This is a genomic window from Xenorhabdus budapestensis (genome assembly GCF_017743015.1).
GTDB lineage: Bacteria > Pseudomonadota > Gammaproteobacteria > Enterobacterales > Enterobacteriaceae > Xenorhabdus > Xenorhabdus budapestensis.
This window is the reverse complement of record NZ_CP072455.1, coordinates 2786445-2809920: the sequence shown is the minus strand read 5'-3', so window position 1 is coordinate 2809920 and position 23476 is coordinate 2786445. Positions and strand designations below refer to the sequence as shown.

The 23476-nt window shown below is 40.2% G+C and carries 20 protein-coding genes and 4 tRNA genes; 16 read left to right on the top strand and 8 right to left on the bottom strand.

All coding sequences use genetic code 11. The features are described 5' to 3' along the window. Nucleotides 1-143: 143 nt before the first annotated feature. The 7 genes from bssS to HGO23_RS12090 form a co-directional block, all read right to left on the bottom strand. The gene (gene bssS, locus HGO23_RS12120) at nt 144-398 is read right to left on the bottom strand and encodes a biofilm formation regulator BssS (protein WP_209026761.1); all 255 of its coding nucleotides are present in this window, start codon (nt 396-398) and stop codon (nt 144-146) included. A gap of 186 nt (nt 399-584) precedes the next feature. Continuing rightward, complete coding sequence (pyrC, locus tag HGO23_RS12115) at nt 585-1640, bottom strand: dihydroorotase (protein ID WP_209026760.1); 1056 nt, start codon at nt 1638-1640, stop codon at nt 585-587. A gap of 228 nt (nt 1641-1868) precedes the next feature. After that, nucleotides 1869-1944: transfer RNA gene (locus tag HGO23_RS12110), tRNA-Asn, on the bottom strand. A gap of 254 nt (nt 1945-2198) precedes the next feature. Then, a tRNA-Asn gene (locus HGO23_RS12105) sits at nt 2199-2274 on the bottom strand. A 408-nt stretch (nt 2275-2682) separates the two neighbouring features. Further along, a tRNA-Asn gene (locus HGO23_RS12100) sits at nt 2683-2758 on the bottom strand. 224 nt (nt 2759-2982) lie between these two features. Beyond that, nucleotides 2983-3058, bottom strand: a tRNA-Asn gene (locus tag HGO23_RS12095). Nucleotides 3059-3175: 117 nt separating this feature from the next. Continuing rightward, nucleotides 3176-3697 carry a YlaC family protein gene (locus tag HGO23_RS12090; RefSeq protein WP_099134911.1) on the bottom strand — a complete coding sequence of 174 codons (522 nt, stop codon included), beginning with the start codon at nt 3695-3697 and terminating at the stop codon, nt 3176-3178. 479 nt (nt 3698-4176) lie between these two features. Here HGO23_RS12090 and cspE point away from each other — a divergent pair, with 479 nt between their 5' ends. The 16 genes from cspE (at nt 4177) to HGO23_RS12010 (ending at nt 22671) form a co-directional block, all read left to right on the top strand. Continuing rightward, nucleotides 4177-4383, top strand: a complete 207-nt coding sequence (gene cspE / locus HGO23_RS12085) for a transcription antiterminator/RNA stability regulator CspE (protein WP_038265922.1) — start codon at nt 4177-4179, stop codon at nt 4381-4383. An 822-nt stretch (nt 4384-5205) separates the two neighbouring features. Then, nucleotides 5206-5904 carry an MgtC family protein gene (locus tag HGO23_RS12080; protein ID WP_209026759.1) on the top strand — a complete coding sequence of 233 codons (699 nt, stop codon included), beginning with the start codon at nt 5206-5208 and terminating at the stop codon, nt 5902-5904. Nucleotides 5905-6636: 732 nt separating this feature from the next. Further along, nucleotides 6637-6807 carry a hypothetical protein gene (locus HGO23_RS12075; protein WP_209026758.1) on the top strand — a complete coding sequence of 57 codons (171 nt, stop codon included), beginning with the start codon at nt 6637-6639 and terminating at the stop codon, nt 6805-6807. A 2410-nt stretch (nt 6808-9217) separates the two neighbouring features. Then, complete coding sequence (flhD, locus tag HGO23_RS12070; protein WP_099134863.1) at nt 9218-9568, top strand: flagellar transcriptional regulator FlhD; 351 nt, start codon at nt 9218-9220, stop codon at nt 9566-9568. Nucleotides 9569-9570: 2 nt separating this feature from the next. Further along, a complete protein-coding gene (gene flhC / locus HGO23_RS12065) occupies nt 9571-10152 on the top strand; it encodes a flagellar transcriptional regulator FlhC (protein WP_099134862.1) in 582 nt (193 codons plus the stop codon). A 136-nt stretch (nt 10153-10288) separates the two neighbouring features. After that, entirely contained in the window at nt 10289-11170 is an 882-nt protein-coding gene (gene motA / locus HGO23_RS12060) for a flagellar motor stator protein MotA (protein WP_099134861.1), read from the top strand. 2 nt (nt 11171-11172) lie between these two features. Next, entirely contained in the window at nt 11173-12174 is a 1002-nt protein-coding gene (gene motB / locus HGO23_RS12055; RefSeq protein ID WP_209026757.1) for a flagellar motor protein MotB, read from the top strand. Nucleotides 12175-12180: 6 nt separating this feature from the next. Further along, nucleotides 12181-14412 carry a chemotaxis protein CheA gene (cheA, locus tag HGO23_RS12050; protein ID WP_209026756.1) on the top strand — a complete coding sequence of 744 codons (2232 nt, stop codon included), beginning with the start codon at nt 12181-12183 and terminating at the stop codon, nt 14410-14412. 38 nt (nt 14413-14450) lie between these two features. Then, on the top strand, nt 14451-14948 hold the full coding sequence (cheW, locus tag HGO23_RS12045) for a chemotaxis protein CheW (protein ID WP_047681078.1): 498 nt from the start codon (nt 14451-14453) through the stop codon (nt 14946-14948). A 189-nt stretch (nt 14949-15137) separates the two neighbouring features. Next, nucleotides 15138-16841, top strand: a complete 1704-nt coding sequence (locus HGO23_RS12040) for a methyl-accepting chemotaxis protein (RefSeq protein WP_209026755.1) — start codon at nt 15138-15140, stop codon at nt 16839-16841. Nucleotides 16842-16897: 56 nt separating this feature from the next. Continuing rightward, complete coding sequence (locus tag HGO23_RS12035; protein WP_209026754.1) at nt 16898-18529, top strand: methyl-accepting chemotaxis protein; 1632 nt, start codon at nt 16898-16900, stop codon at nt 18527-18529. A gap of 6 nt (nt 18530-18535) precedes the next feature. Then, nucleotides 18536-19465, top strand: a complete 930-nt coding sequence (gene cheR / locus HGO23_RS12030; RefSeq protein ID WP_099134856.1) for a protein-glutamate O-methyltransferase CheR — start codon at nt 18536-18538, stop codon at nt 19463-19465. Beyond that, a complete protein-coding gene (locus tag HGO23_RS12025) occupies nt 19458-20510 on the top strand; it encodes a protein-glutamate methylesterase/protein-glutamine glutaminase (protein WP_209026753.1) in 1053 nt (350 codons plus the stop codon). The genes cheR and HGO23_RS12025 overlap by 8 nt, the downstream gene beginning before the upstream one ends. A 114-nt stretch (nt 20511-20624) precedes the next feature. After that, nucleotides 20625-21014 carry a chemotaxis response regulator CheY gene (gene cheY / locus HGO23_RS12020; RefSeq protein ID WP_099134854.1) on the top strand — a complete coding sequence of 130 codons (390 nt, stop codon included), beginning with the start codon at nt 20625-20627 and terminating at the stop codon, nt 21012-21014. A 9-nt stretch (nt 21015-21023) separates the two neighbouring features. Further along, nucleotides 21024-21680, top strand: a complete 657-nt coding sequence (cheZ, locus tag HGO23_RS12015; RefSeq protein WP_209026752.1) for a protein phosphatase CheZ — start codon at nt 21024-21026, stop codon at nt 21678-21680. A 184-nt stretch (nt 21681-21864) separates the two neighbouring features. Then, entirely contained in the window at nt 21865-22671 is an 807-nt protein-coding gene (locus tag HGO23_RS12010) for an alpha/beta fold hydrolase (protein WP_209026751.1), read from the top strand. 18 nt (nt 22672-22689) lie between these two features. Here HGO23_RS12010 and HGO23_RS12005 read toward each other — a convergent pair whose 3' ends face one another. Then, nucleotides 22690-23268: a recombinase family protein gene (locus HGO23_RS12005; protein WP_209026750.1), complete on the bottom strand. Its 579-nt coding sequence runs from the start codon at nt 23266-23268 to the stop codon at nt 22690-22692. Nucleotides 23269-23476: the final 208 nt, after the last annotated feature.

Genomic DNA, 23476 nt, shown 5'->3' with positions numbered 1-23476 from the left:
GAACGAACATAGCTGTATGATACAGTATTGTACAGAATAATAAACTATATGAATGATTTTGTCGGCTGATATTCGTTTTGATACTCATGTTGGACACTCAGTGTATTGAGTGTCCAGATGTGTTTGAATTTTCAAGTTTGTTGTTAATGTTTCGTATAGTCAAGTTGAGTGTATTCCGATGACTCAATCTTCTCGATTCCAGCCTGCAAGATTAGGATCAGTTGTTTTGCAACCCCTGTTGTCAACCACAATGTTTTGTCAATGCTAACATTATCTATGGTTTGATCTTGGGAGGATAAGTAATGAAGACGAATCATCATAGCGTCATAGGTATCTACAATACTGATGTCCCAACCTACAACTGGATGGGTTTGGATTATTTCATTTTTTTGTCCCATATAACCCCCTAATCAGACTACAGCATCTTTATTGATATAATTGACTAAGAGCAGTGGACTCATCCAGGATGAGCAGTTGCAGTATAAACCTTTTTATCAATCTAATACTACAACCAGTTGTAGAAACCAGATATTGGTCATTTTATCTGATAATAAGAAACTAAAACTTCTATAACTTAAACTTGCTTATGAATGAATTACTGTTACTTCCCACCTTGCATTTTCTCCAGCCAGGAATGGGATCAGTTTTTCACCAGCATGTTCGATATATTCGGTAACTGGTGTAGTTTTGCGTATAAGCTCAATAAATCCTTTATTAACAGGCAAATCATAAAATTTCGGGCCATTCAGAGAGCAGAATGCTTCAAAGTGATTCATTGCACCCATTTCTTCAAAAACAGTGGCATAGGCAGCCAAAGCAGTAGGCGCGTTGAAGACACCAGCACAACCACAGGAAGATTCTTTACGATGCAACAAATGAGGGGCGGAGTCTGTTCCCAAAAAGAAACGGTCACAACCACTGGCGACGGCTGAACGTAACGCTTCTTGATGAATATTACGTTTTAATACAGGCAGGCAATAGAGATGAGGACGGATACCACCGACCAACATATGATTACGGTTAAACATCAAGTGTTGTGGTGTTAGTGTCGCTCCTAATTTATCGTTGCCTTCAAGAACGTATTCGGCAGCTTCTTTAGTCGTAATATGCTCGAAAACAACTTTCAGATCAGGGAACTGTTTACGTAAGGGTTCCATCACTTGTTCAATGAAGCGGGCCTCCCGATCAAAAATATCAATATGAGCTGCGGTAGCTTCACCATGAATTAATAGAGGCATACCCAATTTTTCCATCGTTTCCAATAAAGGATAGATCTTTTGTATGTCAGAAATACCATGGCTGGAATTAGTTGTTGCATTTGCGGGGTAGAGTTTACAGGCTGTGAAAACGCCCTCTTTATAACCGATTTCAATTTGTGAGTTATCTGTTGAATCTGTGAGATAGCATGTCATCAGTGGTTCGAATGGATGCTCTGACGGAATGGCTGCCATGATTCGCTCTTTATAAGCTCTGGCGCTAGCAACATCTATTACAGGAGGAACAAGGTTGGGCATGACAATAGCTCGGCCAAAAAAGCGGCTGGTATGAGGGACAATGGTCTTCAATATATCACCATCGCGAAAATGAACATGCCAGTCGTCAGGGCGGCGGATTTTAATAGTATAAGATTCAGTAGTCATGGAACCGGCTCCAGAATATAGATGAAAAATGACGGATGCTGATTCAGCATTCCTTAAGCCGATGGAAGATGATAAAGAGAAAATAGTTAAATAGCTATTAATAAGTGATAAAATTCCACATTTTCGCAGAATTAAGTTTTTAATTTTATACAAGCTAGGGTATTCAGAGGAAATTAATCGTATCAAAAAAGGAAAAAATAGAAGTAATAAACGAGGGTGAATTGAAGTTGGCTCCTCCAACTGGACTTGAACCAGTGACATACGGATTAACAGTCCGCCGTTCTACCGACTGAACTATGGAGGAACTCCTTCAAGACGGGGCGAATATTAATGGCTCTTTTTCTATTTGTCAAAGAGGAAAATCATAATACTGGTTTGTTTGTTGTAAATATGTACTTTAAGCGCTTTTTTCAGCTTTTTTCAGCTTTTTCGGGTTATTTTTGAAAAAATATTAGAAATTTTACAGAAATAAAACTAACAAACAGGGATAAGTGGAAAACATGATAATTGGAAGGTAAAAAGCCCGATTAGCAAAGCTAAAATCGGGCTTTTAGAATTTGGCTCCTCCAACTGGACTCGAACCAGTGACATACGGATTAACAGTCCGCCGTTCTACCGACTGAACTATGGAGGAATTGCTGTGTTCCTGAGAACGAGGCGAATAATAGGTGAATGTAGAAAGGTTGTAAAGCAGAAAAATAAAAAAATAAGTTTAAGTGGTTGATGGTTGTTCAATGTGATGATGTTATATCATTTTTTGTGACAGAATATCACCAATACTGTAACTTTTTATATCTTGTACATGAGATTAAGATTTCATTGTATTCTCTGACATGGGATCGCAGAGAAAATTATCGGAAAAACTGACAGGAAAGATTTTAGCGAAAAATATCGTCAACCCTCATCCGATACAATAGGGATATAAGTGATGATTAGATACTTGGGGGAAAATGTGTCTGGGGAAGGGAGACGTGGTTATTAGCATAAGTGATAGATGGTAAAAAGCTCGACTAGCAGAGCTAAAACCGGGCTTTTTAGAATTTGGCTCCTCCAACTGGACTCGAACCAGTGACATACGGATTAACAGTCCGCCGTTCTACCGACTGAACTATGGAGGAATTGCTGTGTTCCTGAGAACGAAGCGAATAATAGGGGAATACAGAAGAGTTGTAAAGCGAAAAAATAGAAAATAAATTAAAATGGTTAAGTAGTGTTCAGAGTGGCAATGTGGAGAAAGAAAGCGTATATGAGCAAGATAAGAAATTATTCGTTAGAGACAGCCCATAGGGGATAGACAGCAAAAAACCCGACTAGCAGAGCTAAAGCCGGGCTTTTTAGAATTTGGCTCCTCCAACTGGACTCGAACCAGTGACATACGGATTAACAGTCCGCCGTTCTACCGACTGAACTATGGAGGAATTACTATGTTCCTGAGAACGTGGCGAATATTAACGATGAACTCAGGGAGTGTCAACGCCAAAATTCTATTTTTCTATTGTTTGTTCATCATATGAGCGCATTGTGCTATGAATATGCTACTTTGCTGAAATTACATATTTTTGTTCAACCTTGGGAGGTTGTAAATAAGGCGATTGTTCTGAACACGCAATCATAAATACATCATAAAAACAAATTCCATCTTTTCGTCTGATGATTCGTTTGATTTCATTCTTTATTTCGCTGGGTACATTCGGATGAGCAAGTATTGTGTTGATAGCATCCTGAGATACTTTTTCATCAACGAACCATTCACCGTTGTAGCATACGCGTAAATCTAATACATCAATGTCTTCAAAATGATAAACCGGTTTGATATCGAACAGTAAAACGGCAGCCATGGTGAAAAAAAGTATGGTAAATAGAATAAGTGACCAAACACCAAAATAGGGGGCATACCACATCAGTACAGCGAGGAAAGCATAAGCAACGATCATCGCCAAAAACAGGTATGGATGCTGGTGAATAAAGATGCTATTAAAATGCACCTTACCATCTCGATGCTCCGCGAGATTGATCCGCTCAAGGTCCTGTATCAATATCTGTTTGATGATATTCATAATACTAGCCCGATTATTGTAGAAATCTGTTTTCGAATTAAAAGTGTTAATATTTTCAAGGTTATCATGCTCAGAGCATCCATCTGTATAGCAATTACTTTTTTTTATTTGCAAAACTGTTATTGTCTGGAAAGAACACGAGTATTTTTTCTTAAGATAAAAGTTGAATAAATCAAATAAAATCATAAATGCATCTATTTATTCGGTTATTTTGTTCTAATATTGAGCGTATGGATTTTTTTTAGATCGATAATACATAAAAAGGTTGCTATTCCTGTGCAGTCATGCGTTAATGCGTCTGGCCTGATAAACAGACCTACTTTATGTACGACATCTTGAGTTAATGCGTTATGTGTAAAAGTGCTATCCTAAGTAGCCTTTGTAGACCGTTTCCTTCTTAGTGCCTCCATAAGTAATAGCTGATACTGGCCAACACATGCCCAAGGTGGCGAGTTTTTTTTGATATATAGGAAAGTCACATGAAAATGACAGGTCAAGTGAAGTGGTTCAACGAGTCCAAAGGTTTTGGTTTCATTACTCCAACCGATGGTAGCAAAGACGTATTCGTTCACTTCTCTGCCATTCAAGGTAACGGTTTCAAAACTCTGGCTGAAGGCCAGAACGTAGAATTCACCATTGAAGATGGTGCCAAAGGCCCGGCAGCAGCAAACGTAACTGCTATCTAATTTAGCTTTTATGTCTTATTAAGCTCGCCATGCTAAAATGCCTTGGCGGGCTTTTTGCTTATAGAATGATTTTTAATAAAAAAATAACCACAATATATTATAAATTACAGTAATTTTTTATTAAACAGACGATAAAAAGAGCATTTTTTAAAGCTCATTTATTAATTAAAGCCTTTACTTGTCAATTTTACCTGTTTATACACCCGGCCAAATTCTATTGGAGTACTGATAATTGAACAGTCAAAGTTTTAGGTTTAATAAAAAATAATCCGGTAATCTGTTCATTTACGTTCAATTTACTGCTTACCTGAGATGGCGGGCGGTATTACTTAAATTTCACAAGTTGTACTATCCCGAAAAATTACGCAATAATACCGTAGAGCTGCTATTTTAAATCCTTAAAGATAGTATCAACAGATGTGTCGGGATATCTATAATGCAACTTTATACTCATTCCTTATTCCCTCCGGGAACATATCAATAACCAAATCGAATTTCTATATTCTGCCTTATTCCTATTGTACAAAATAAAGAAATTATTTCTTTAGGCTATCCATTAAGCTTTAGTCCAATACAGAAAAATGAGTAGCGATTAAAAATCGTATTTGCAAAGCGTAAGATCATTTTAATTGCAGGCTTGAGATTATCTGAAACCTCGAAGCCAATAAGCACTCAGCCATAAAAATCCTGAACCAAGCCGGATCCTATACCTATAGATTTTGGGTTGCATCGTAGAGGCTGTAAATGAGCTAAGCCAATGAATAAGTAACCTGGTAGATAAAAGGGATAATTTATCCATTTTAATATTATGGGGAGAGTGTCATGCTTTTGACATCTATTGCTATTCATTTACTATCTGCTACGTGTTTCGGAGCACTAATTGGTGCAGAACGTCAGTGGCGTCAACGTATGGCAGGATTGAGAACTAATGCCTTAGTTGCTACTGGTGCTACGGTTTTTATTCTTTGCTCAATATCAACTTCGCCTGATAGCCCCGGACGTATTGCTGCGCAGATTGTATCTGGTATTGGTTTTCTTGGTGCTGGTGTGATCATGAGAGAAGGAATGAATATTCGTGGTTTAAATACAGCGGCAATTTTATGGTGTTCGGCAGGTATTGGGGTTTTGTGTGGGTTAGGACAATATTGGTCAGCGAGTATTGCAACTGCAATAATTCTATCCGCAAATATTTTGTTGAGAGAAGCGGCTCAGAGAATTAATGCCCAGCCTCAACAACAATCCTTAGATTTAAAGCAGCGTTATAAAATCCAAATTATCTGTGATATTAGTGATGAAATCTTAATCAGGACGCTGATCCGGCAAGCAATTAATGGATTAAACATTCGGCTACAATCATTAAGTAGTGCTGATACCCATCAGCCAAATAGACTTGAGGTCTGTGTAGAAATATTGGCAACACCTGCTAAGCAAAAAGAAATCGAATCGATTGTTTGTCGAGTGAGTTTAGAAAAAAGTGTTAGCTCAGTTAATTGGGAAATTGCTGCTGAGTTACCTACTTAGAATAATTTTATATAAGTAATTCAATTATTTTATAAGGAGATTATGTGGGAGATCCTCCTTCATCTCTTAGCATGAATAAGGTGTTGCCTATGAAATAGCGTCATTATATTAATAATATGGAATGGTATTGATTATTAATACTTTCATTAATGATAATGAACATTATTCTCAGTTATGCAACACCAAAAACTTTATAAATTCTTCTCTATTAGCAAAGAAGAGATAACCACTATGATGGGAAATTGAATATAGTGTGTATGATTAAGTGGGCCGTCACAAAACTAATTAATCATTTCAGAAAAGAATTTACCATAGTTCAACACTTCATTGGAACGGGATAAATAATTTTCATCAAAGTGGATAATAAACTGAAAGATCAGGCAATTTTTAGATATGGAAGTAAAAGAAAGTAGAGATTAGTTTTCTTCACGGCTACAGAAAAATTGATGAATTACTTTTTAGTTGTGTCAGTTGGAGATCGTCAATTTTTGTGTATAACCCACAGCAAAGCTACCAAGTGATTCGCAAAGGTACAGCAGAAGGGATGTGATCTGTTTGCTGTCATACATAGAAAAATGAGTAACTTATTCCTCTTACTGAAGAAAGGCGCAACAATATCATGTAATTGGTTAGTTGCTATAACGAGCAAGGTTTCAGGGTGTTAATCTTAGTAATATGTGAATTAAATATTGATGAAGTGAAACATCTACTTTCTGTTACTAACGAAAAGGAGTGAGTATTTCGGTTAAGGTGTTTGCCGAAGATAATTCTGTCATTATAGTTAAAATTTGTCGTGATATGGATTTAGATACTGAGAGTATTCTTAGTTACCTTGATATTAAATGTATGAATGATGAAAACCTTTCAAAAGAAGTGGAATTAAGACCTGTTTTTGTAACTTAATCCTTCGGTAAAAATCATACATTTTAAAGGCACTACAAAATAATACGTATGCAATAAATATTCCTGATGATGGAATAAATGATGCACCGACATTGCAGGATGTTGGCGTATTTGTGTGGATATTGCGATTGGGATCGCAAAAGAATTTGCAGATATCATTTTGCTTGATAAAAATCAGATGGCATTAGAAGAGGGTGTAAAAAGATAAGGAAAACGTTTGGAAATATCATGCAGTATTTAAATATGACAGTCAGATCGAATTTTGGGATGTATTTTCTGTATTGGTTGTCAATGCATTTATTCTATTTTTAGCTATGTTAACCATTCATTAGCTTGTACAAAACCTAATGTACGATATTTCACAATAGTCTTTGCAGTGGAATAAAATGGATAAAAGTTTCTTGAGAAAACCATTACAAATGGGATGTGAAAAATATCGGATATTTTATGCTCTGGTCCTTTCTATTTTCTATAACCTTGTTTGCGATTTTGTGTAATCGTTTTCTATATTACAACATATTTTATATGGTATTTATTCGAACTAATAGTATATAACATTAAGCCGTATTACAGTCTGGTGAGTGGTGGAAGAGGTGTTATCACAAAACTAGGTGTACATATGTTATGCAAAAAACCTGGTTGTATAAAGTACCGTCGCTTTACCTGTATTATTGATGACATTAATAACAATGATATTAGGTAGTTACATATCATGATCATCATTTGCTACTTTCATAAGGATTAAAATCGTTACCTTGGAAATATTTTCCTTGGTTAATTGGGGAGTTTATAAGCTACTGCATTGTCATTCATGTGATAAAACGATTTTATATTCATAGTTTTGGTGAATGGTTGTGAATAATTCTCATTAATTAATATCTTATTCTATCTTGATTAAGAAAATAGCCATCGCAATTTTCACATCAATAACTCTGGCCATTAATGATTTTTGGCAGATATTTTTGATAGGTATTGATGTTATTCTTTAACTACGAACCTACTATCATAATAATGATAAGCTTAACGGGATAATAGAATTATATTTGTATGCTATTTTTTTATTTTAATCATTTTGTTACATGACTCGTTATTATTTGTATTTCAAATTAAGAAGAATAAGACACTATTTGTTTTTATTTCATCTATTATTTTGTTCGCAGTCTATTTAAACTGTAAATTACTTTTTAAATTTAGTTCTGCGTTGTAATAATTTATTGGTTAATTTACATTTGGGAATTATTTTGTTTCTGAATTTATCGTATTTAAGGAAATTAATTTTAGGTCAATAGGTTATTTTGTACTTTGTATGTCAGCTAATAAACTGGTCAGATGAGTATCATAATCATCGATTATCCTTAACATTTTTAAAGTCATGGAAGATGTGTATTATAATTTTTTCTTATGTTTTTGGCTTATGGAGTGCTCAGTGGCTGTAAATAACCGCCAATGAGGTTTTCGTTAAGAGAATGTCAAAAGCTATCATTCTGTGCACTATATTTGATAAGTAAAAATTATTAATTTTAATGACTGGGTAAAGTGGTGCTGGCTTTGTCCAGTGATAGGATTTGTTGGAGTATCGGAGACTTATTGATTGCGATTGCTCTGGGATAAAGATGCAGATATTTTTTTATTTCAACATCATACTGTATTTTATCTTATTTTTGTGATCTGTGTGATACTTGTATTCTAAGTGATGTCGATGTTACCTCAGTAACTGTGTGAAAATAGCACAATCGTAAACTAAAAATGATCAGACTGGTATCTTTTTAATGACTAGTATTCACACATTATTAATAAATTTGGCATAACTATGATCCAAATCGACTAATAGTGGAAGATGAGTGCCTACCCACATTATCAGGAAACAATTTTTAATAATATTTTTATAATTTAGCTAAAGAAAGGATTTTTTCTCGTTATTTTAAATTTATAAGTTTAATAGATCGTATAAAACAAAAAATGGTCTCTAATATTTTTATTTAAATAATTTAACTTATTAATTATAGGCTATTTTGTGTTTTCTTTTGCTTGAATAGTTAATGAGCTAGAATCATAATAAAAAAGGTGGTTTTGTGATATATGTCACATAGTATTTAAAATGACATATATTCTCCGTTGTATAAATTGATGATTCAGGAGTAAAGTTAATTAGTATTAAGAATATTCTTAATCAATTGTGGCAAGTTCATTATCCAGATGATGCAATAATATTTTTACAATTCATTACCGAAATATTTTAGAAATTGGGCGATCCCAAGAGTAATACAAAGGACAGTTACTGCTCTGGCTAAAGATGTATATTTCAGTTATGTCGGAGATTATTGAATCTCATGCTACTGGTAATTTTGTCGTGAGTGATTCTTTGATCACTTAATTGATTTTTTCATATAATCGGACGGGATATATAGAAATGAGTACGGTTGAATTGCTCAAACATATTTATGACATAAATTTATCGTATTTGCTTTTAGCACAACGGCTAATTAACCATGAGAAAGCGTCTGCGATGTTCCGTTTAGGTATTAGTGAATCTATGGCTGATACGTTGGCCAAGCTGGCATTGCCTCAGTTAGTAAAATTAGCTGAAACAAACCAACTGATTTGCCATTTTCGGTTTGAAGATCACGAAACTGTACAGCAGTTGACGAAGGAATCACGGGTGGATGATTTGCAACAAATTCATACAGGTATCTTGTTGTCTACCCATCTTTTTCAACAGTTATCCACTCAGGATGACGCTTCAATCAAAAAAAGAGCATAAAGATGGTTGAGAAAAGTATTGTCCAGGAAGCTAAAGATATTCAATTGGCAATGGAGCTCATCACCTTAGGCGCACGGTTGCAGATGCTTGAAAGTGAAACGCAATTAAGCCGGGGAAGGTTGATTAAGTTGTATAAAGAGTTGCGGGGAAGCCCTCCGCCTAAAGGGATGCTCCCCTTTTCGACGGATTGGTTTATGACTTGGGAACAGAATATTCATTCTTCAATGTTCTACAACGCTTACCGTTTCCTGCTAAAAAGTGGACATTGTGCTGGTGTTGAAGCTGTAGTAAAGGCTTATAGGTTATATCTTGAGCAATGTCCCCCGGCGAGTAAAGATGGACCAGTTTTGGCCCTAACCAGAGCTTGGACTCTTATTCGTTTTGTCGATAGTGGGATGTTGCAGCCAACCGAGTGTCGCTGTTGTGGTGGAACTTTTATCACACATGCTCACCAACCGGTAAATAGTTTTGTTTGTAGTCTTTGCCAGCCGCCTTCAAGAGCGGTAAAAAAACGTAAACTTTCCGCTCAACCTGCCGATACTAATTCACAACTGCTGGATGGATTTGCTCAGCAAGCTATGTGAATTTAAATGGGAAAGTGAAAACTAGATTACAGGTTTTGGTTACTCTGGCCTGTAATCTACAGCCATCCTCTTCCTCATTGGCTAATTCGCCCTGTTCAAATCCCATCTGCTCACCAACTTAGCTAAAGGATATCGCGTGTTAGTACTTTTAGGATATATGATGGTTTTTGGTGCGGTAATTGGTGGCTATCTGCTTGTCGGTGGTCACATGGGCGCACTTTATCAGCCAGCGGAATTTTTGATTATTGCAGGTGCGGGCATTGGTGCTTTTATCGTGGGCAACAATGGCAAAGCGATAAAGGCTACATTGCGCGTTTTACCAAAAGTATTGCGTAGATCAAAATACAATAAAGCGATGTACATGGATCTGATGGCTTTACAGTTTCGTCTGCTATCTAAATCCCGCCAGCATGGGCTTTTGGCTCTGGAGCGGGATATTGAGAATCCGCAACAGAGTGATATCTTCACACAGTATCCCCGCTTACTAAAAGATCCTTATTTGATGAACTTCATCACGGATTATATGCGCTTGATCATCAGCGGTAATATGAATCCACATGAAATCGAAGCTCTGATGGATGAAGAAATCGAGACTTATGAGCAGGAAAGCGAAGTCCCTGCAACCAGTTTGACAATGGTGGGAGATTCATTGCCGGCATTTGGGATTGTCGCGGCCGTGATGGGGGTAGTTCATGCGTTAGGTTCGGCAGATCGGCCAGCAGGAGAACTTGGGGTATTGATTGCTCACGCAATGGTAGGAACATTTCTGGGGATCTTACTGGCTTACGGTTTTGTTTCGCCTTTGGCGACTTTGTTGCGTCAGCGCAGTAGTGAGCAGGTAAAAATGATGCAATGTATTAAGGTTACCCTGCTTTCCAGCATGAATGGTTATGCTCCACAAATTGCGGTTGAATTTGGTCGTAAAACATTATTTCTCACAGATCGTCCTTCATTTACAGAACTTGAAGAGCATGTTCGTAGGGTTAAGGTCCCTGTACAACAAGAAGCTGAAGACTAATTATGAGAGCGAATAATGTTTCTGTTATCAGAATAAAAAAGCGCAAAAAACATGGTCATAGTCATAATGGCGGTTCATGGAAAATTGCATATGCTGACTTTATGACTGCAATGATGGCTTTCTTTTTGGTTATGTGGCTGGTATCTATCGCCAGCCCGCAGGAATTGACCAGCATTGCAGAATATTTCCGTACCCCTTTGCAGGTTGCAATAAATAAGGGGAAACAGAGTAGTGATAATACAAATCCTATCCCTGGGGGAGGGGATGACGTTTTCCAGCAGGATGGAGAAGTTTTCCGTCAGAACAAGCAAGTTGAAACCAGTGAAGAAACCCGTCGTTTGAATCGGTTGCGCCAACAACTTGATCAACTGATTATCACGGATCCTCATCTCAAAGAACTGCGTCCGCATTTATTAATTGACATGATGGATGAAGGTTTACGCATCCAGATCATCGACAGGGAAAATCGCCCGATGTTCATGGTTGGTAGTGCGAAAGTTGAAAATTATATGAGCGATATTTTGCGGGCAATTGCGCCGATCCTGAATAGCATTCCAAATAAGATCAGCCTGTCTGGACACACTGATAATTTGCAATATATCAATGGACAGCGTGGTTATAGCAACTGGGAACTCTCTTCAGATCGTGCAAACGCATCAAGACGAGAGTTGCTCATTGGTGGTTTGGATGAACCCAAAGTTCTGCGGGTTGTTGGCATGGCATCCACCGTCAGTATGCAAAAAGGTATTGCTCCTGATGCTCCTGTTAATCGCCGTATCAGCATTATTGTTTTGAATAAGGAAGCAGAAAAACGGATTGAACAGGAAAACAGTGGCGGTAATGCCATGACTGCTAGCAGTAGTATGGATATGCAAGAAGTCATCAGAATGGATTCGAATGAGGGAACGCCTTCTCAGCAACCCACCGGACAATCCAATGAAATCACAATGCCCGAACAGCCAAAAGTGGAATCGGCAAGTGATACTAATAAGGTGACAGAGTAAGTAACGATGGATATTACCGCGTTTTATCAGACTTTTTTTGATGAAGCAGATGAACTATTGGCGGATATGGAGCAGCATTTATTGCTGCTCAATGCCGATGAACCTGATCATGAACAGCTAAATGCCATCTTTCGCAGCGCCCACTCTATCAAGGGGGGCGCTGCGACATTTGGTTTTACCAAGCTACAACAAACCACGCATGTTTTGGAGAATCTGCTGGATAGTGCCAGACGTGACGAAATACGCCTGACAACTGACATTATCAACCTGTTTTTAGAAGCGAAAGATATTATGCAGCAACAATTGGATGCCTATAAAAGTTCTCAGGAGCCAGATGAAGATACATTCAATTATATCTGCGAGACATTGCGTCAGCTTGCATTAGAGCTACAGGAAGATCGGCAGCAGGAAGAACAGCAAAAACAGCAAAATGTAGAAGTTTTTACTGCAATATCTGAAGCGGCGCCTGTAATGGAAGAGACTATCCAACATGCAGCAGAAAGTCAGGAAGAGAAGGAAGCACAAGCAGTAACAACAGAGCAACCTGAGCAATCAGAAGAAAAAATCTCTCCGGCTGTAGCAATCGATCAGGGCAGGATCCGTGTTCATCTGTCTGGGTTGAAAGAGCGTGAAGTTGCTTTGATGAAAGATGAACTAGGACATCTTGGAGAGGTTTATGATGTTGAACAAGCCACCGATAGCCTTGAGGCTTCATTAATCACATCTGCAACAGAAGATGATATTACTGCGGTATTGTGTTTTGTGGTTGAACCTGAGCAGATAACTTTTTTGCCTGTATCGGACTTCCAACCGACAGAATCAAAAACTGAAGAAAGTACTACATCATCTGATACTACAACGACAAATACCGTCATAAATAATGTGGAATCTGGCACGGTAGATATACCACAGTCTGTTAATGCGAATAATGCAAATAGTACAAATAGCGCGAAGAAAAAAGCAGATCTACATGAAGTTGGCCGTCCGGCACCGCGTCCGGTGGCAGGATCACCGCGTCAACGTGTGGAATCTTCCAGCATTCGTGTGGCTGTGGAGAAAGTGGATCAACTCATCAATCTGGTAGGTGAGCTGGTGATCACCCAATCTATGCTGGCGCAGCACTGTGATGCTTTAGAGCCGACAAAACACAGTGAACTGTTGAGTTGTATGGCTCAATTGCAGCGCAACTCTCGTGATTTACAAGAGTCTGTCATGTCGATCCGTATGATGCCGATGGAATATGTTTTCAGCCGTTATCCACGTTTAGTCCGGGATTTGGCGGGAAAATTGAATAAAAAAGTAGAACTGACATTAATCGGCAGCTCAACAGAATTAGATAAAAGTTTGATTGAGCGAATTATCGATCCGCTTACGCACTTAGTTCGCAATAGTCTTGACCATGGTATCGAAACCCCGGAAAAACGTCTTGCAGCAGGTAAACCGGAAACAGGTAACTTGACTCTTGCTGCGGAACATCAGGGCGGCAATATCTGTATTGAAGTTATTGATGACGGTGCAGGGCTGAATCGAGAGAAGATCTTAGCAAAAGCCCAGTCTCAGGGGCTGGCGGTCAGTGAAAACATGAGTAATGAAGAAGTTGCCATGTTAATTTTTGCTCCCGGATTTTCTACCGCAGAAGTGGTCACGGATGTTTCTGGCCGTGGAGTAGGTATGGATGTGGTTAAACGTAACATTCAGGATATGGGAGGACAGATCCAGATCAACTTCCAAGAAGGAAAGGGGACCGTCATTCGTATTTTGCTGCCGCTGACATTGGCGATATTGGATGGTATGTCTGTCAAAGTTAACGATGAAGTCTTCATTTTACCGTTGAGTGCTGTTGTCAGTTCCTTACAGCCACAAGAAGCAGATATTTATCCATTGGCGGGAGATGAAAAATTGTTGCAGGTACGTGGCGAATATCTGTCGCTGCTTGAACTGTACCGGATATTTGACATTCCAAATGCAGAAACGGCACCAACGAAAGGTATTGCTGTGATCGTTCAAAGTGCAGGGCGTCGTTATGCACTGTTGGTAGATAAACTGGTGGGGCAGCATCAGGTTGTTGTTAAAAATATTGAAAGCAACTACCGCAAAGTACCGGGCATTTCGGCTGCCACCATTATGGGGGATGGCAGTGTTGCCTTAATTATTGATATTCCTGCTTTGCAGAAACTTAATCATGAGCAGTTGGCCGTGCGTAAGGCTGAACTTGCGGATAAAAAAACAACCAATTAAGTTAGGCCCAATTTCAAGTCACAGTAAAAGGTAACATCATGCCAGCCATAGACGAATTTAGTAAATTATCGGGGGAAACAGCCGGAAAGGAATATCTGGTTTTCACTTTGGGTGATGAAGAGTATGGAATTGAAATTCTGAAAGTGCAGGAAATACGTGGTTATGATCAGGTTACCCGGATTGCCAACACCCCAGCTTTTATAAAAGGCATAACTAATCTGCGTGGAGTGATTGTTCCTATTATCGACCTGCGGATCAAATTTTCACAAGAAGATGTCACTTACAACGATAACACCGTGGTCATCATTTTGAATTTGCTTAATCGCATAGTCGGGATCGTGGTTGATGGTGTATCTGATGTGTTGTCTCTGAAAGAAGAGCAAATTTGTCCTGCGCCAGAATTTGCCGTCACTTTGTCAACTGAATATCTGACCGGGCTTGGCTCTATTGAAGAGCGTATGCTGATCCTGGTAGATATTGAAAAATTGCTCAATAGTGAGGAAATGGCATTGGTGGATTCTGTCGCCAGAGATTGATATTTCAGGGCTGCCATCATTCTCGCTCTTTTTGCTAAGGGAATGCGCAAAATTGTAGCGTGAAAAGGCAGCCTGATTTGTTGTAGGTCAAAAAAACACAGTAAAGACTCAATTTTTTGTATTACGCGTAAAGTTCCCTTTAAGGATGCCGATAACACAGGCATAGCAATTTATTACACAAGGGAAGTCATGTTTAACCGAATGAAAATAGTGACGGGACTCATCTCAGTCATCATATTATTTGGTGCTCTGCAATTTATCTCTGGAGGACTGTTTTTTAATGCGTTAAAGAATGATACCAAGTCCTTTGATACATTAGATGAAATGCGGCAGCGGCAAAAATTATTGGACGAGAGCTGGAGCAACCTGCTACAAGCCCGTAATAACCTGAACCGTATTGGCATCATCTATATCATGAAAGAGCATGATGGGGAGAGCGAGTACAAAATTGAGGATGTTTTAGCAGAAGCTAAGGTCAACTTAGCGCGTGCAGAGCGTCGTTTCCAGCAATTTGAGCAATTGCCAAGCACAGTTATACGCGAGCCAGAGCGTATGCAGAGCTTAAGACAAACCCACCATGACTATCTCAATGCACTGAAAGAACTAGATGTGTTGCTGGTAAAAAAACAGTTTAAAGAATTTTTTGTTCAGCCAACCACTACGTATCAGAACGCATTTGGTGCTGAATACGCTTTTTACCTGGATCAAAATGAAAAACTGTATCAGCAATTGTCAGATGAAGCTGATGCCGCCTACCACAATATTATCATTAGTCTGATTTTTATATTTGTATTGCTGATTGCCGTCATGGCAGCAAGTTGGGTTGGTTTGCGTAAATCATTGATCGATCCGCTGAACAAATTGTTGGATACCATTAAGGCTTTTTCGAAAGGTGATTTGACTAAAACTGTTGATGTCTCAGGCACCAATGAAATGGGAATGTTGGCGGTTGGACTGAAAAATATGCAAGACGAGCTGATTCATACCGTCAGCAGCGTGCATCACAGCACTGAAACCATCTATACCGGCACCAGCGAAATCGCTGCGGGTAACAATGATCTCTCTGCCCGTACTGAGCAGCAAGTGGCTTCATTAGAAGAAACTGCGGCCAGCATGGAACAGTTGACGGCAACGGTAAAACAAAATGCTGACAACGCTCGCCAAGCCAGTAATCTGGCTGATAACGCCTCTGATATCGCTCGTCAGGGGGGTAAAGTGGTAGCAAATGTAGTGCAAACTATGCACGAAATTGCTGATAGTTCACGCAAAATTTCAGACATCACTGGTGTTATTGATGCCATCGCTTTCCAGACTAATATTCTGGCTCTTAATGCTGCGGTAGAAGCGGCTCGTGCAGGTGAACACGGTCGTGGTTTTGCTGTGGTTGCCGGTGAAGTCCGCAATCTGGCACAGCGCAGTGCAGAAGCAGCGAAAGAGATCAAATCACTGATTGAAGATTCCGTCAACCGTACTGACACAGGCTCTGTGCTGGTGGAAAGTGCTGGTGAAACAATGAACCAAATTGTCGATTCTGTTACCCGTGTGACTGACATCATGGGAGAAATAGCATCAGCTTCTGATGAACAAAGTCGGGGAATTACACAAGTTGGTGTCGCTATCTCTGAAATGGATAGAGTCACACAACAGAATGCATCATTGGTTGAACAGTCTGCGGCCGCAGCAGCGGCGTTGGAAGAGCAGGCCATGATCTTGACCAAAGCAGTATCATTATTTCAGTTACCGGAGCAGGCAGGAAGGAAGCAGCCTGAGAAAAGAAAACATGAAGTTTTACCGACGATAAAATCGCCGACTCCTCCAGCTAATAAAACGAATCCTCCCGTGCTGAAAAAAAGCAGCGATGTGGAAGACCCATCTAATTGGGAAACATTCTAAAAAAATAATAGCGATAACTACGGCTGCATTATGCAGCCGTTAAACGAGGTGATTACATGTTAGGCAGGTTTCGCATATCAACCAGTTTGTATCTATTACTGATGATGTTTTGTGTTATGCAGATTATTTCCAGTGGCTTATCTTTGGGGATAATTTATACAGACCAGTCATATATAGAAAGAATTGATTTGGGAACTCAACGGAGAGATACCCTTGGATTGAGTTGGGCGGCGTTGCTGCAAACGCGTAACACCTTGAATAAGATCGCGATTGCTCATAAAGTCGGGCAACCGAGAGAGCAAATAGATGAAATGGAAGCATTGCTCAAAAGTTCACTGAATGAAGCTGAAAGGAGCTTCGCACGTTTTAGTGGATTACCTCTGATGGAGCAGAGTGATAATGGAGCGGAATTATTGTCGGCTGTTGAGCATGCATACCAAGAATACATTAATGCATTGAAGGAATTAAAAATCTTCCTTTACGAAGGTCACTTTCAAGAATTCCTCGATCAACCAACAGAGAGTTACCAGAGTAAATTAGAGGTTGCATACAATAACTATATGCATTATCTCGGTGCCCATATCAGTAAAGCGGTTTCTGATGGCGCATTTTATTATAAAGTCTCCATTGCCATGTTCTTTGGCTCTATCCTGATGGTGTTTGTTGTTTCCCTGTCAGCTCATTGGTGGCTGAAACGTAACCTCCTCAGACCTTTTGCAAACATGAGAGCTTGTTTTCAGGATGTGGCTGAAGGGCGGCTAAATAAAGAAGTGGTCGTCACCACCAATGACGAAATTGGTAACATATTCAGAAAACTGCGTGATATGCAGAATTCACTGATCAAATCCATTTCGTCGGTGCGGGATAATACCAACCAAATGTATGCCGGTATCCAGGAAATCACGCAAGGTAATACAGATTTATCCTCACGTACTGAGGAACAAGCGGCATCACTGGAAGAAACTGCGGCCAGTATGGAGCAGTTAACAGTTACTGTTAAGCAGAACGCAGAACATGCACGTCAGGCCAGCGCACTTGCGGTAGCGGCTTCTCAAACGGCGACGAAAGGCGGCGAACAGACCAGCAGTGTTGTTGCGACAATGGATGAAATTGCCAATAGTTCGAAGAAAATCAGCGCGATTATCAGCGTGATTGATGGTATCGCCTTTCAGACCAACATTCTGGCCTTGAATGCAGCGGTTGAAGCCGCCCGTGCTGGTGAGCAGGGCCGAGGATTTTCTGTAGTGGCCGGAGAAGTTCGTGATCTGGCGCAACGCAGTGCTGACGCCGCAAAAGAAATCAAAATATTGATCGATGAATCCGTCCATCGTGTTAATCAAGGCTCTGAGCTGGTGAATAATGCCGGAAGAACAATGGATGAATTAGTCAAGTCAGTGAATCAAGTCACTGATCTTATGTCTGAAATTGCGGCAGCTTCCGACGAACAAAGCCGTGGCATTCATCAGATAGCCCAAGCCGTTAGTCAGATGGATCAAGTCACACAGCAAAATGCGGCATTGGTGGAACAATCTGCGGCTGCTGCATCCGCGCTTGAAGATAAGGCAGATATATTGGTGAAAACGGTTGCACAATTTGAATTACCGACAGATTTGGAGCATGAGCATGACCATCAGGTATATCCAGCATCAAAAATGACCGATGAGTATGTTGTAAGTCAAGTACACTGAGGTCAGATGAAATCCAATTTAGCAGCTTCAGACGTTGAAGCTATTGTACCGCTGAACTTTATGTTTCAGCGGCATACGTTGTCGGATGCGCAATTTCAGCGCATCTGCCAGTTTATTTACCAACGAGCTGGCATTGTATTGGCAAAAAATAAACGTGAGATGGTTTACAACCGCCTGATCAGGCGTTTGCGTGTTCTGGGGCTCAATGATTTTGGTCAATATCTGTCGATTCTGGAACAGGATAGTTATAGCAAGGAGTGGGAATTATTTATCAATGCATTAACGACCAATCTCACCGCATTTTTTAGGGAAGCCCATCATTTTCCTATTCTGGCGGCACATGCCAGCAGAAAAAACGGAGGAACTTACCGTGTCTGGAGTGCGGCTGCGTCAACGGGAGAAGAGCCGTATTCCATTGCAATGACACTGTATGACACTTTGTGTGGTAGAGAGGCTTTGTGTGGCAGATCGTGTGATGTATTGGGACACCACTCAAACCGGATAAAAATCATTGGCAGTGATATTGATACCCAGGTGTTGGAAAAAGCTCGCCAAGGTGTTTATCGATTGGATGAATTACAGCACCTGAGTGAAAGCCAAAAGAAAAAATATTTTTTCAAAGGCGTTGGTTATTTTGAAGGGTACGCCAGAGTTCGTCCAGTGCTTACTGAGCTGGTTAGCTTTCAGCATCTGAATTTACTTGATTCTGAGTGGGCACTGGAAGGTAAATTTGATGCAATTTTTTGTCGTAATGTCATGATTTATTTTGATAAAAAAACGCAGGAAAGAATTCTGCGTCGCTTTGTCAATTTCTTAAAACCCGATGGTCTGCTCTTTGCAGGGCATTCCGAAAACGTCACTCAAATTAGCCGAGAGTTCTACTTGCAAGGACAGACCGTTTACGGTGTAGGCCGGGCAAGGAGGGGTCATGAATAAAATAACAGTTCTTTGTGTGGATGATTCGGCGCTGATGCGTCAAATCATGCGGGAAATAATCAATAGCCACCCTGACATGGAAGTGGTGGACTGTGCGCCTGATCCATATGTTGCCCGCGATTTAATCAAAAAATATAACCCGCAGGTATTGACATTGGATGTCGAGATGCCACGGATGGATGGTATTGATTTTCTTGATAAATTAATGCGTTTGCGACCTATGCCTGTTGTGATGGTTTCATCTCTGACGGCAAAAGGTTCGGAAATTACATTAAAAGCACTGGAATTGGGGGCTGTGGACTTTGTAACCAAGCCGCAATTAGGTATTCGTGAAGGCATGTTGGCCTATAGTGAGCTGATTGCGGAAAAAATCCGTGCGGCGGCACAGGCAAAAATCAGCACAGTAAGACCAACACAAGAAATTGTAGCTCCGCTGAATTTTAAGCCACTTTTGTCCAGTGAGAAATTGATCGCGGTTGGTGCTTCAACCGGGGGAACTGAGGCAATCAAGAACCTGTTACAACCGTTACCTGTTACCAGCCCGGCTTTGCTTATTACACAGCACATGCCATCCGGCTTTACCCGCTCATTTGCAGAACGGCTAAATAAATTGAGCCAGGTTACTGTCAAAGAAGCGGAAGATGGTGAGCGTGTCTTACCGGGACATGCCTATATCGCACCGGGAGATCGCCATATGGAACTGTGTCGTAGCGGAGCTAACTACCAAATTATGACTAGCAGTACTCCACCGGTTAATCGTCATCGTCCTTCTGTCGATGTCCTGTTTCGTTCTGTTGCTAAATACGCAGGGCGCAACGCGGTGGGCGTTATCTTAACGGGTATGGGCAGTGATGGTGCGGCGGGTTTGTTGGAAATGAAACAAGCAGGAGCGTACACATTAGCACAAAGTGAATCGAGTTGTGTGGTCTTTGGTATGCCGCGGGCTGCGATCCAGTTGGGGGCCGTCGATGAAGTGATGGATCTACAAAAGCTGAGTAAAACTATGCTGGCTAAAATCAGTACCGGGCAATCGATTCGGATTTAGTCGTTGTTATATCTGATATATTTCAAGTTGCTGCACCTTGAAAGATAAAGAGGATATTGTTGTTAACTTTTACAGCACGATGCTGTTGGATGAATAAAATTTCAAGGAGTTTTTATGGCAAGTAAGGATCTAAGGTTTCTGGTGGTTGATGACTTTTCAACCATGCGTCGAATTGTGCGTAATTTGTTGAAAGAACTGGGTTTTAATAATGTTGATGAGGCACTGGATGGAGCAGAAGCGCTGGCAAAGCTTCGTGCAGCCGAATTTGATTTTGTCATTTCTGACTGGAACATGCCTAACATTGATGGTCTCGAATTGTTGAAAACAATTCGCAGTGACGAAAAATTGGCTGCTTTGCCAGTTCTGATGGTGACGGCAGAAGCAAAAAAAGAAAACATCATTGCAGCAGCACAAGCCGGAGCTAGTGGTTATGTTGTGAAACCATTTACTGCGGCGATTTTGGAAGAAAAGCTCAATAAAATATTTGAAAAATTGGGGCTCTAAGGAGACAAAATGAGTGGAAATCCAGTCATGCCGAGAGATGAGGCGGTTACAACCAGTGAAATAATCAGTCGTATCGGGCAGTTAACAAGAATGTTGCGCGATAGTCTACGTGAACTGGGATTGGATCGAACCATTGCTCAGGCGGCTGAGGCGATCCCTGATGCGAGGGAGCGATTGAATTACGTTGTCCAGATGACAGCACAGGCGGCTGAAAGGGTATTGAACTGCGTTGAAGTAGCTCAGCCTCGCCAAAATGAATTGGAAACCTCGGCAAAATCCTTAACCCAACGTTGGGATGAGTGGTTTGCGAACCCGACTAATTTAGAACTGGCTGATGCGCGCTCTTTGGTAACGGACACGAGAGATTATCTCAAACTCGTGCCAGAACATGCTGCATTTACCAATACCCAATTGCTTGAGATCATGATGGCCCAAGATTTTCAGGATCTCACCGGGCAGGTAATTAAACGGATGATGGAAGTCATTCAGGAACTGGAAAAACAACTGGTCATGGTATTAATGGAAAATATGCCTTCTGACCAGGTGGCCAAAACTAAAAAAGAGAACGAAAGTCTTCTTAATGGCCCTCAGGTCAACCAGAATGGGATCGGCGTCATTGCCAACCAGGAACAGGTTGATGATTTACTGGATAGTTTAGGTTTTTGATAACGAGTGATAATACTTTAACGAACAACATTTATTCTTAAATAAGTTTGATGTTTGGGCGAGTCAGGCGGCTGCCCAAACGTTATTTTCAATATGCCGGACTTTCGGTTAGATCACAGTGTTATCTGGTTGATTTTATGTATAAAACGATATCATTATTCAGACCCTATAAAAGGAAAACACAGTGCAGTCGATTGAAAAAGTCATCTATTTGGCAGATTCATTTGTTTCCTATCGTAAAGACTCTAATGAAAATCAAGCAAACCATCAAAATCCGGTGATGTTTCTCCATGGCACAAATAGCAGTGGTAATAGTAGCTTTGGAGGGATAAAAACTGCATTTAATGGTGATCGGACAGTTATTATTCCTGATTATGCCGGGTGTGGTAATTCCGGGTTGTCATCAGAGATATTAACTATCGAGTACCTTGTGGAACAGGTAGCAGCAGCCATTAATGACAGCAGTGATACCCCTGTTGATTTAGTGGGTATATCTTTAGGAGCCGTTGTTGCCTCAGTGGTTGCAGCGACTTATCCTCAGTTAGTGAATAGGCTGGTATTGACTGCACCGTGGGCCACAAATGATGATCCCTATTTCCAGTTGATGTTTACGACCTGGTTAAAATTGGAAAACAGCGATCAAACTTTAGCAACTGCTTTTGGACTTTCCCATGTTCTCAGCCCTGAATTTATTTCATCATTGGGGCAGGAAACGCTCCGTCAAATTTGTGCCAGACCATCAGAAAAAGAGGCGAACAGGCGGATAGCTTTGGGATTATCGATAAACATCAAAAATTACCTTTCCCGGATAAATAAGGACACATTAATTATTGGGCTAAGTCACGATACGCTGATTCCGCCTTATCTGGCACGTGAAGTCCATAAAAGTATAAAGAACAGTCTGTACATGGAGGTGAAGAGTGGTCATGCGGTACAGATGGAAAACCCGGCAGAGTGGGTAAAGGTTATCAAAGATTTTTTGCAAAAATAGGTAATTGGGAACAGCGTTTTATTCTGAAGAGGCAAGGCTAACGGTTAAATTCGCCGGCAAATATTTATAAATGGTTGACAGCGATACATTATAAATAATTGAGAGTTGTTTTCTGCTGTGGCCTTTACTCAGCAATCTGGCGGCTTGTTGCTGGTCTTCTTCGGTAAATTTGACAGGCCGCCCGCCAATTCGTCCCTGTTCCCGTGCTGCGGCTAAACCTGCGTTAGTTCTTTCAACAATCAATTCACGTTCCATTTCCGCCAATGCACTCATTACATGAAAGAAAAACCTTCCCATAGCTGTGCTGGTATCGATACTGTCAGTCAGACTTTGAAAATGAATTCCTCGTTCATGTAGTTCTGAAATGAGTGTCACCAGATTTTTTACACTGCGCCCCAAGCGATCCAGTTTCCAGACAACGAGCGTATCACCAGATTTGAGGTGCTTTAACGCACGTTTTAATCCCGGGCGATTGGCGGTTTTCCCACTGATTTTGTCTTCAAAAATCATTTCGCAGTTAATGCTGACCAATGCATTTTTTTGTAAATCACTATTTTGATCATTTGTTGACACTCGGATATAACCAATTCTTGCCACGGATAATCCTTTAATTACATGGGAAACTATTTGTCAGGGAATAATACCTATTTTTTTGTTATAAAAAACCCCAAATTTGCCAGATCACACGATAAAAATTTGCCTAATGGCCTTTTATCTTTGATTTTATGATGCATGAAGATTTGCTATAAGCGAAATTATTAAGATATTACTAGAGTCGGTGATCACACTCACAGTATTAAGTTTT

What these genes read in the sequence shown, in the direction of transcription:
- pyrC (WP_209026760.1), bottom strand. Translation starts at nt 1,640, where the DNA reads ATGACTACTGAATCTTATACTATTAAAATCCGCCGCCCTGACGACTGG.
- cheW (WP_047681078.1), top strand. Translation starts at nt 14,451, where the DNA reads ATGCCAGCCATAGACGAATTTAGTAAATTATCGGGGGAAACAGCCGGA.
- HGO23_RS12080 (WP_209026759.1), top strand. Translation starts at nt 5,206, where the DNA reads ATGCTTTTGACATCTATTGCTATTCATTTACTATCTGCTACGTGTTTC.
- HGO23_RS12040 (WP_209026755.1), top strand. Translation starts at nt 15,138, where the DNA reads ATGTTTAACCGAATGAAAATAGTGACGGGACTCATCTCAGTCATCATA.
- motB (WP_209026757.1), top strand. Translation starts at nt 11,173, where the DNA reads ATGAGAGCGAATAATGTTTCTGTTATCAGAATAAAAAAGCGCAAAAAA.
- cheA (WP_209026756.1), top strand. Translation starts at nt 12,181, where the DNA reads ATGGATATTACCGCGTTTTATCAGACTTTTTTTGATGAAGCAGATGAA.
- flhD (WP_099134863.1), top strand. Translation starts at nt 9,218, where the DNA reads ATGAGTACGGTTGAATTGCTCAAACATATTTATGACATAAATTTATCG.
- bssS (WP_209026761.1), bottom strand. Translation starts at nt 398, where the DNA reads ATGGGACAAAAAAATGAAATAATCCAAACCCATCCAGTTGTAGGTTGG.
- HGO23_RS12035 (WP_209026754.1), top strand. Translation starts at nt 16,898, where the DNA reads ATGTTAGGCAGGTTTCGCATATCAACCAGTTTGTATCTATTACTGATG.
- cspE (WP_038265922.1), top strand. Translation starts at nt 4,177, where the DNA reads ATGAAAATGACAGGTCAAGTGAAGTGGTTCAACGAGTCCAAAGGTTTT.
- cheZ (WP_209026752.1), top strand. Translation starts at nt 21,024, where the DNA reads ATGAGTGGAAATCCAGTCATGCCGAGAGATGAGGCGGTTACAACCAGT.
- HGO23_RS12090 (WP_099134911.1), bottom strand. Translation starts at nt 3,697, where the DNA reads ATGAATATCATCAAACAGATATTGATACAGGACCTTGAGCGGATCAAT.
- cheY (WP_099134854.1), top strand. Translation starts at nt 20,625, where the DNA reads ATGGCAAGTAAGGATCTAAGGTTTCTGGTGGTTGATGACTTTTCAACC.
- HGO23_RS12025 (WP_209026753.1), top strand. Translation starts at nt 19,458, where the DNA reads ATGAATAAAATAACAGTTCTTTGTGTGGATGATTCGGCGCTGATGCGT.
- cheR (WP_099134856.1), top strand. Translation starts at nt 18,536, where the DNA reads ATGAAATCCAATTTAGCAGCTTCAGACGTTGAAGCTATTGTACCGCTG.
- flhC (WP_099134862.1), top strand. Translation starts at nt 9,571, where the DNA reads ATGGTTGAGAAAAGTATTGTCCAGGAAGCTAAAGATATTCAATTGGCA.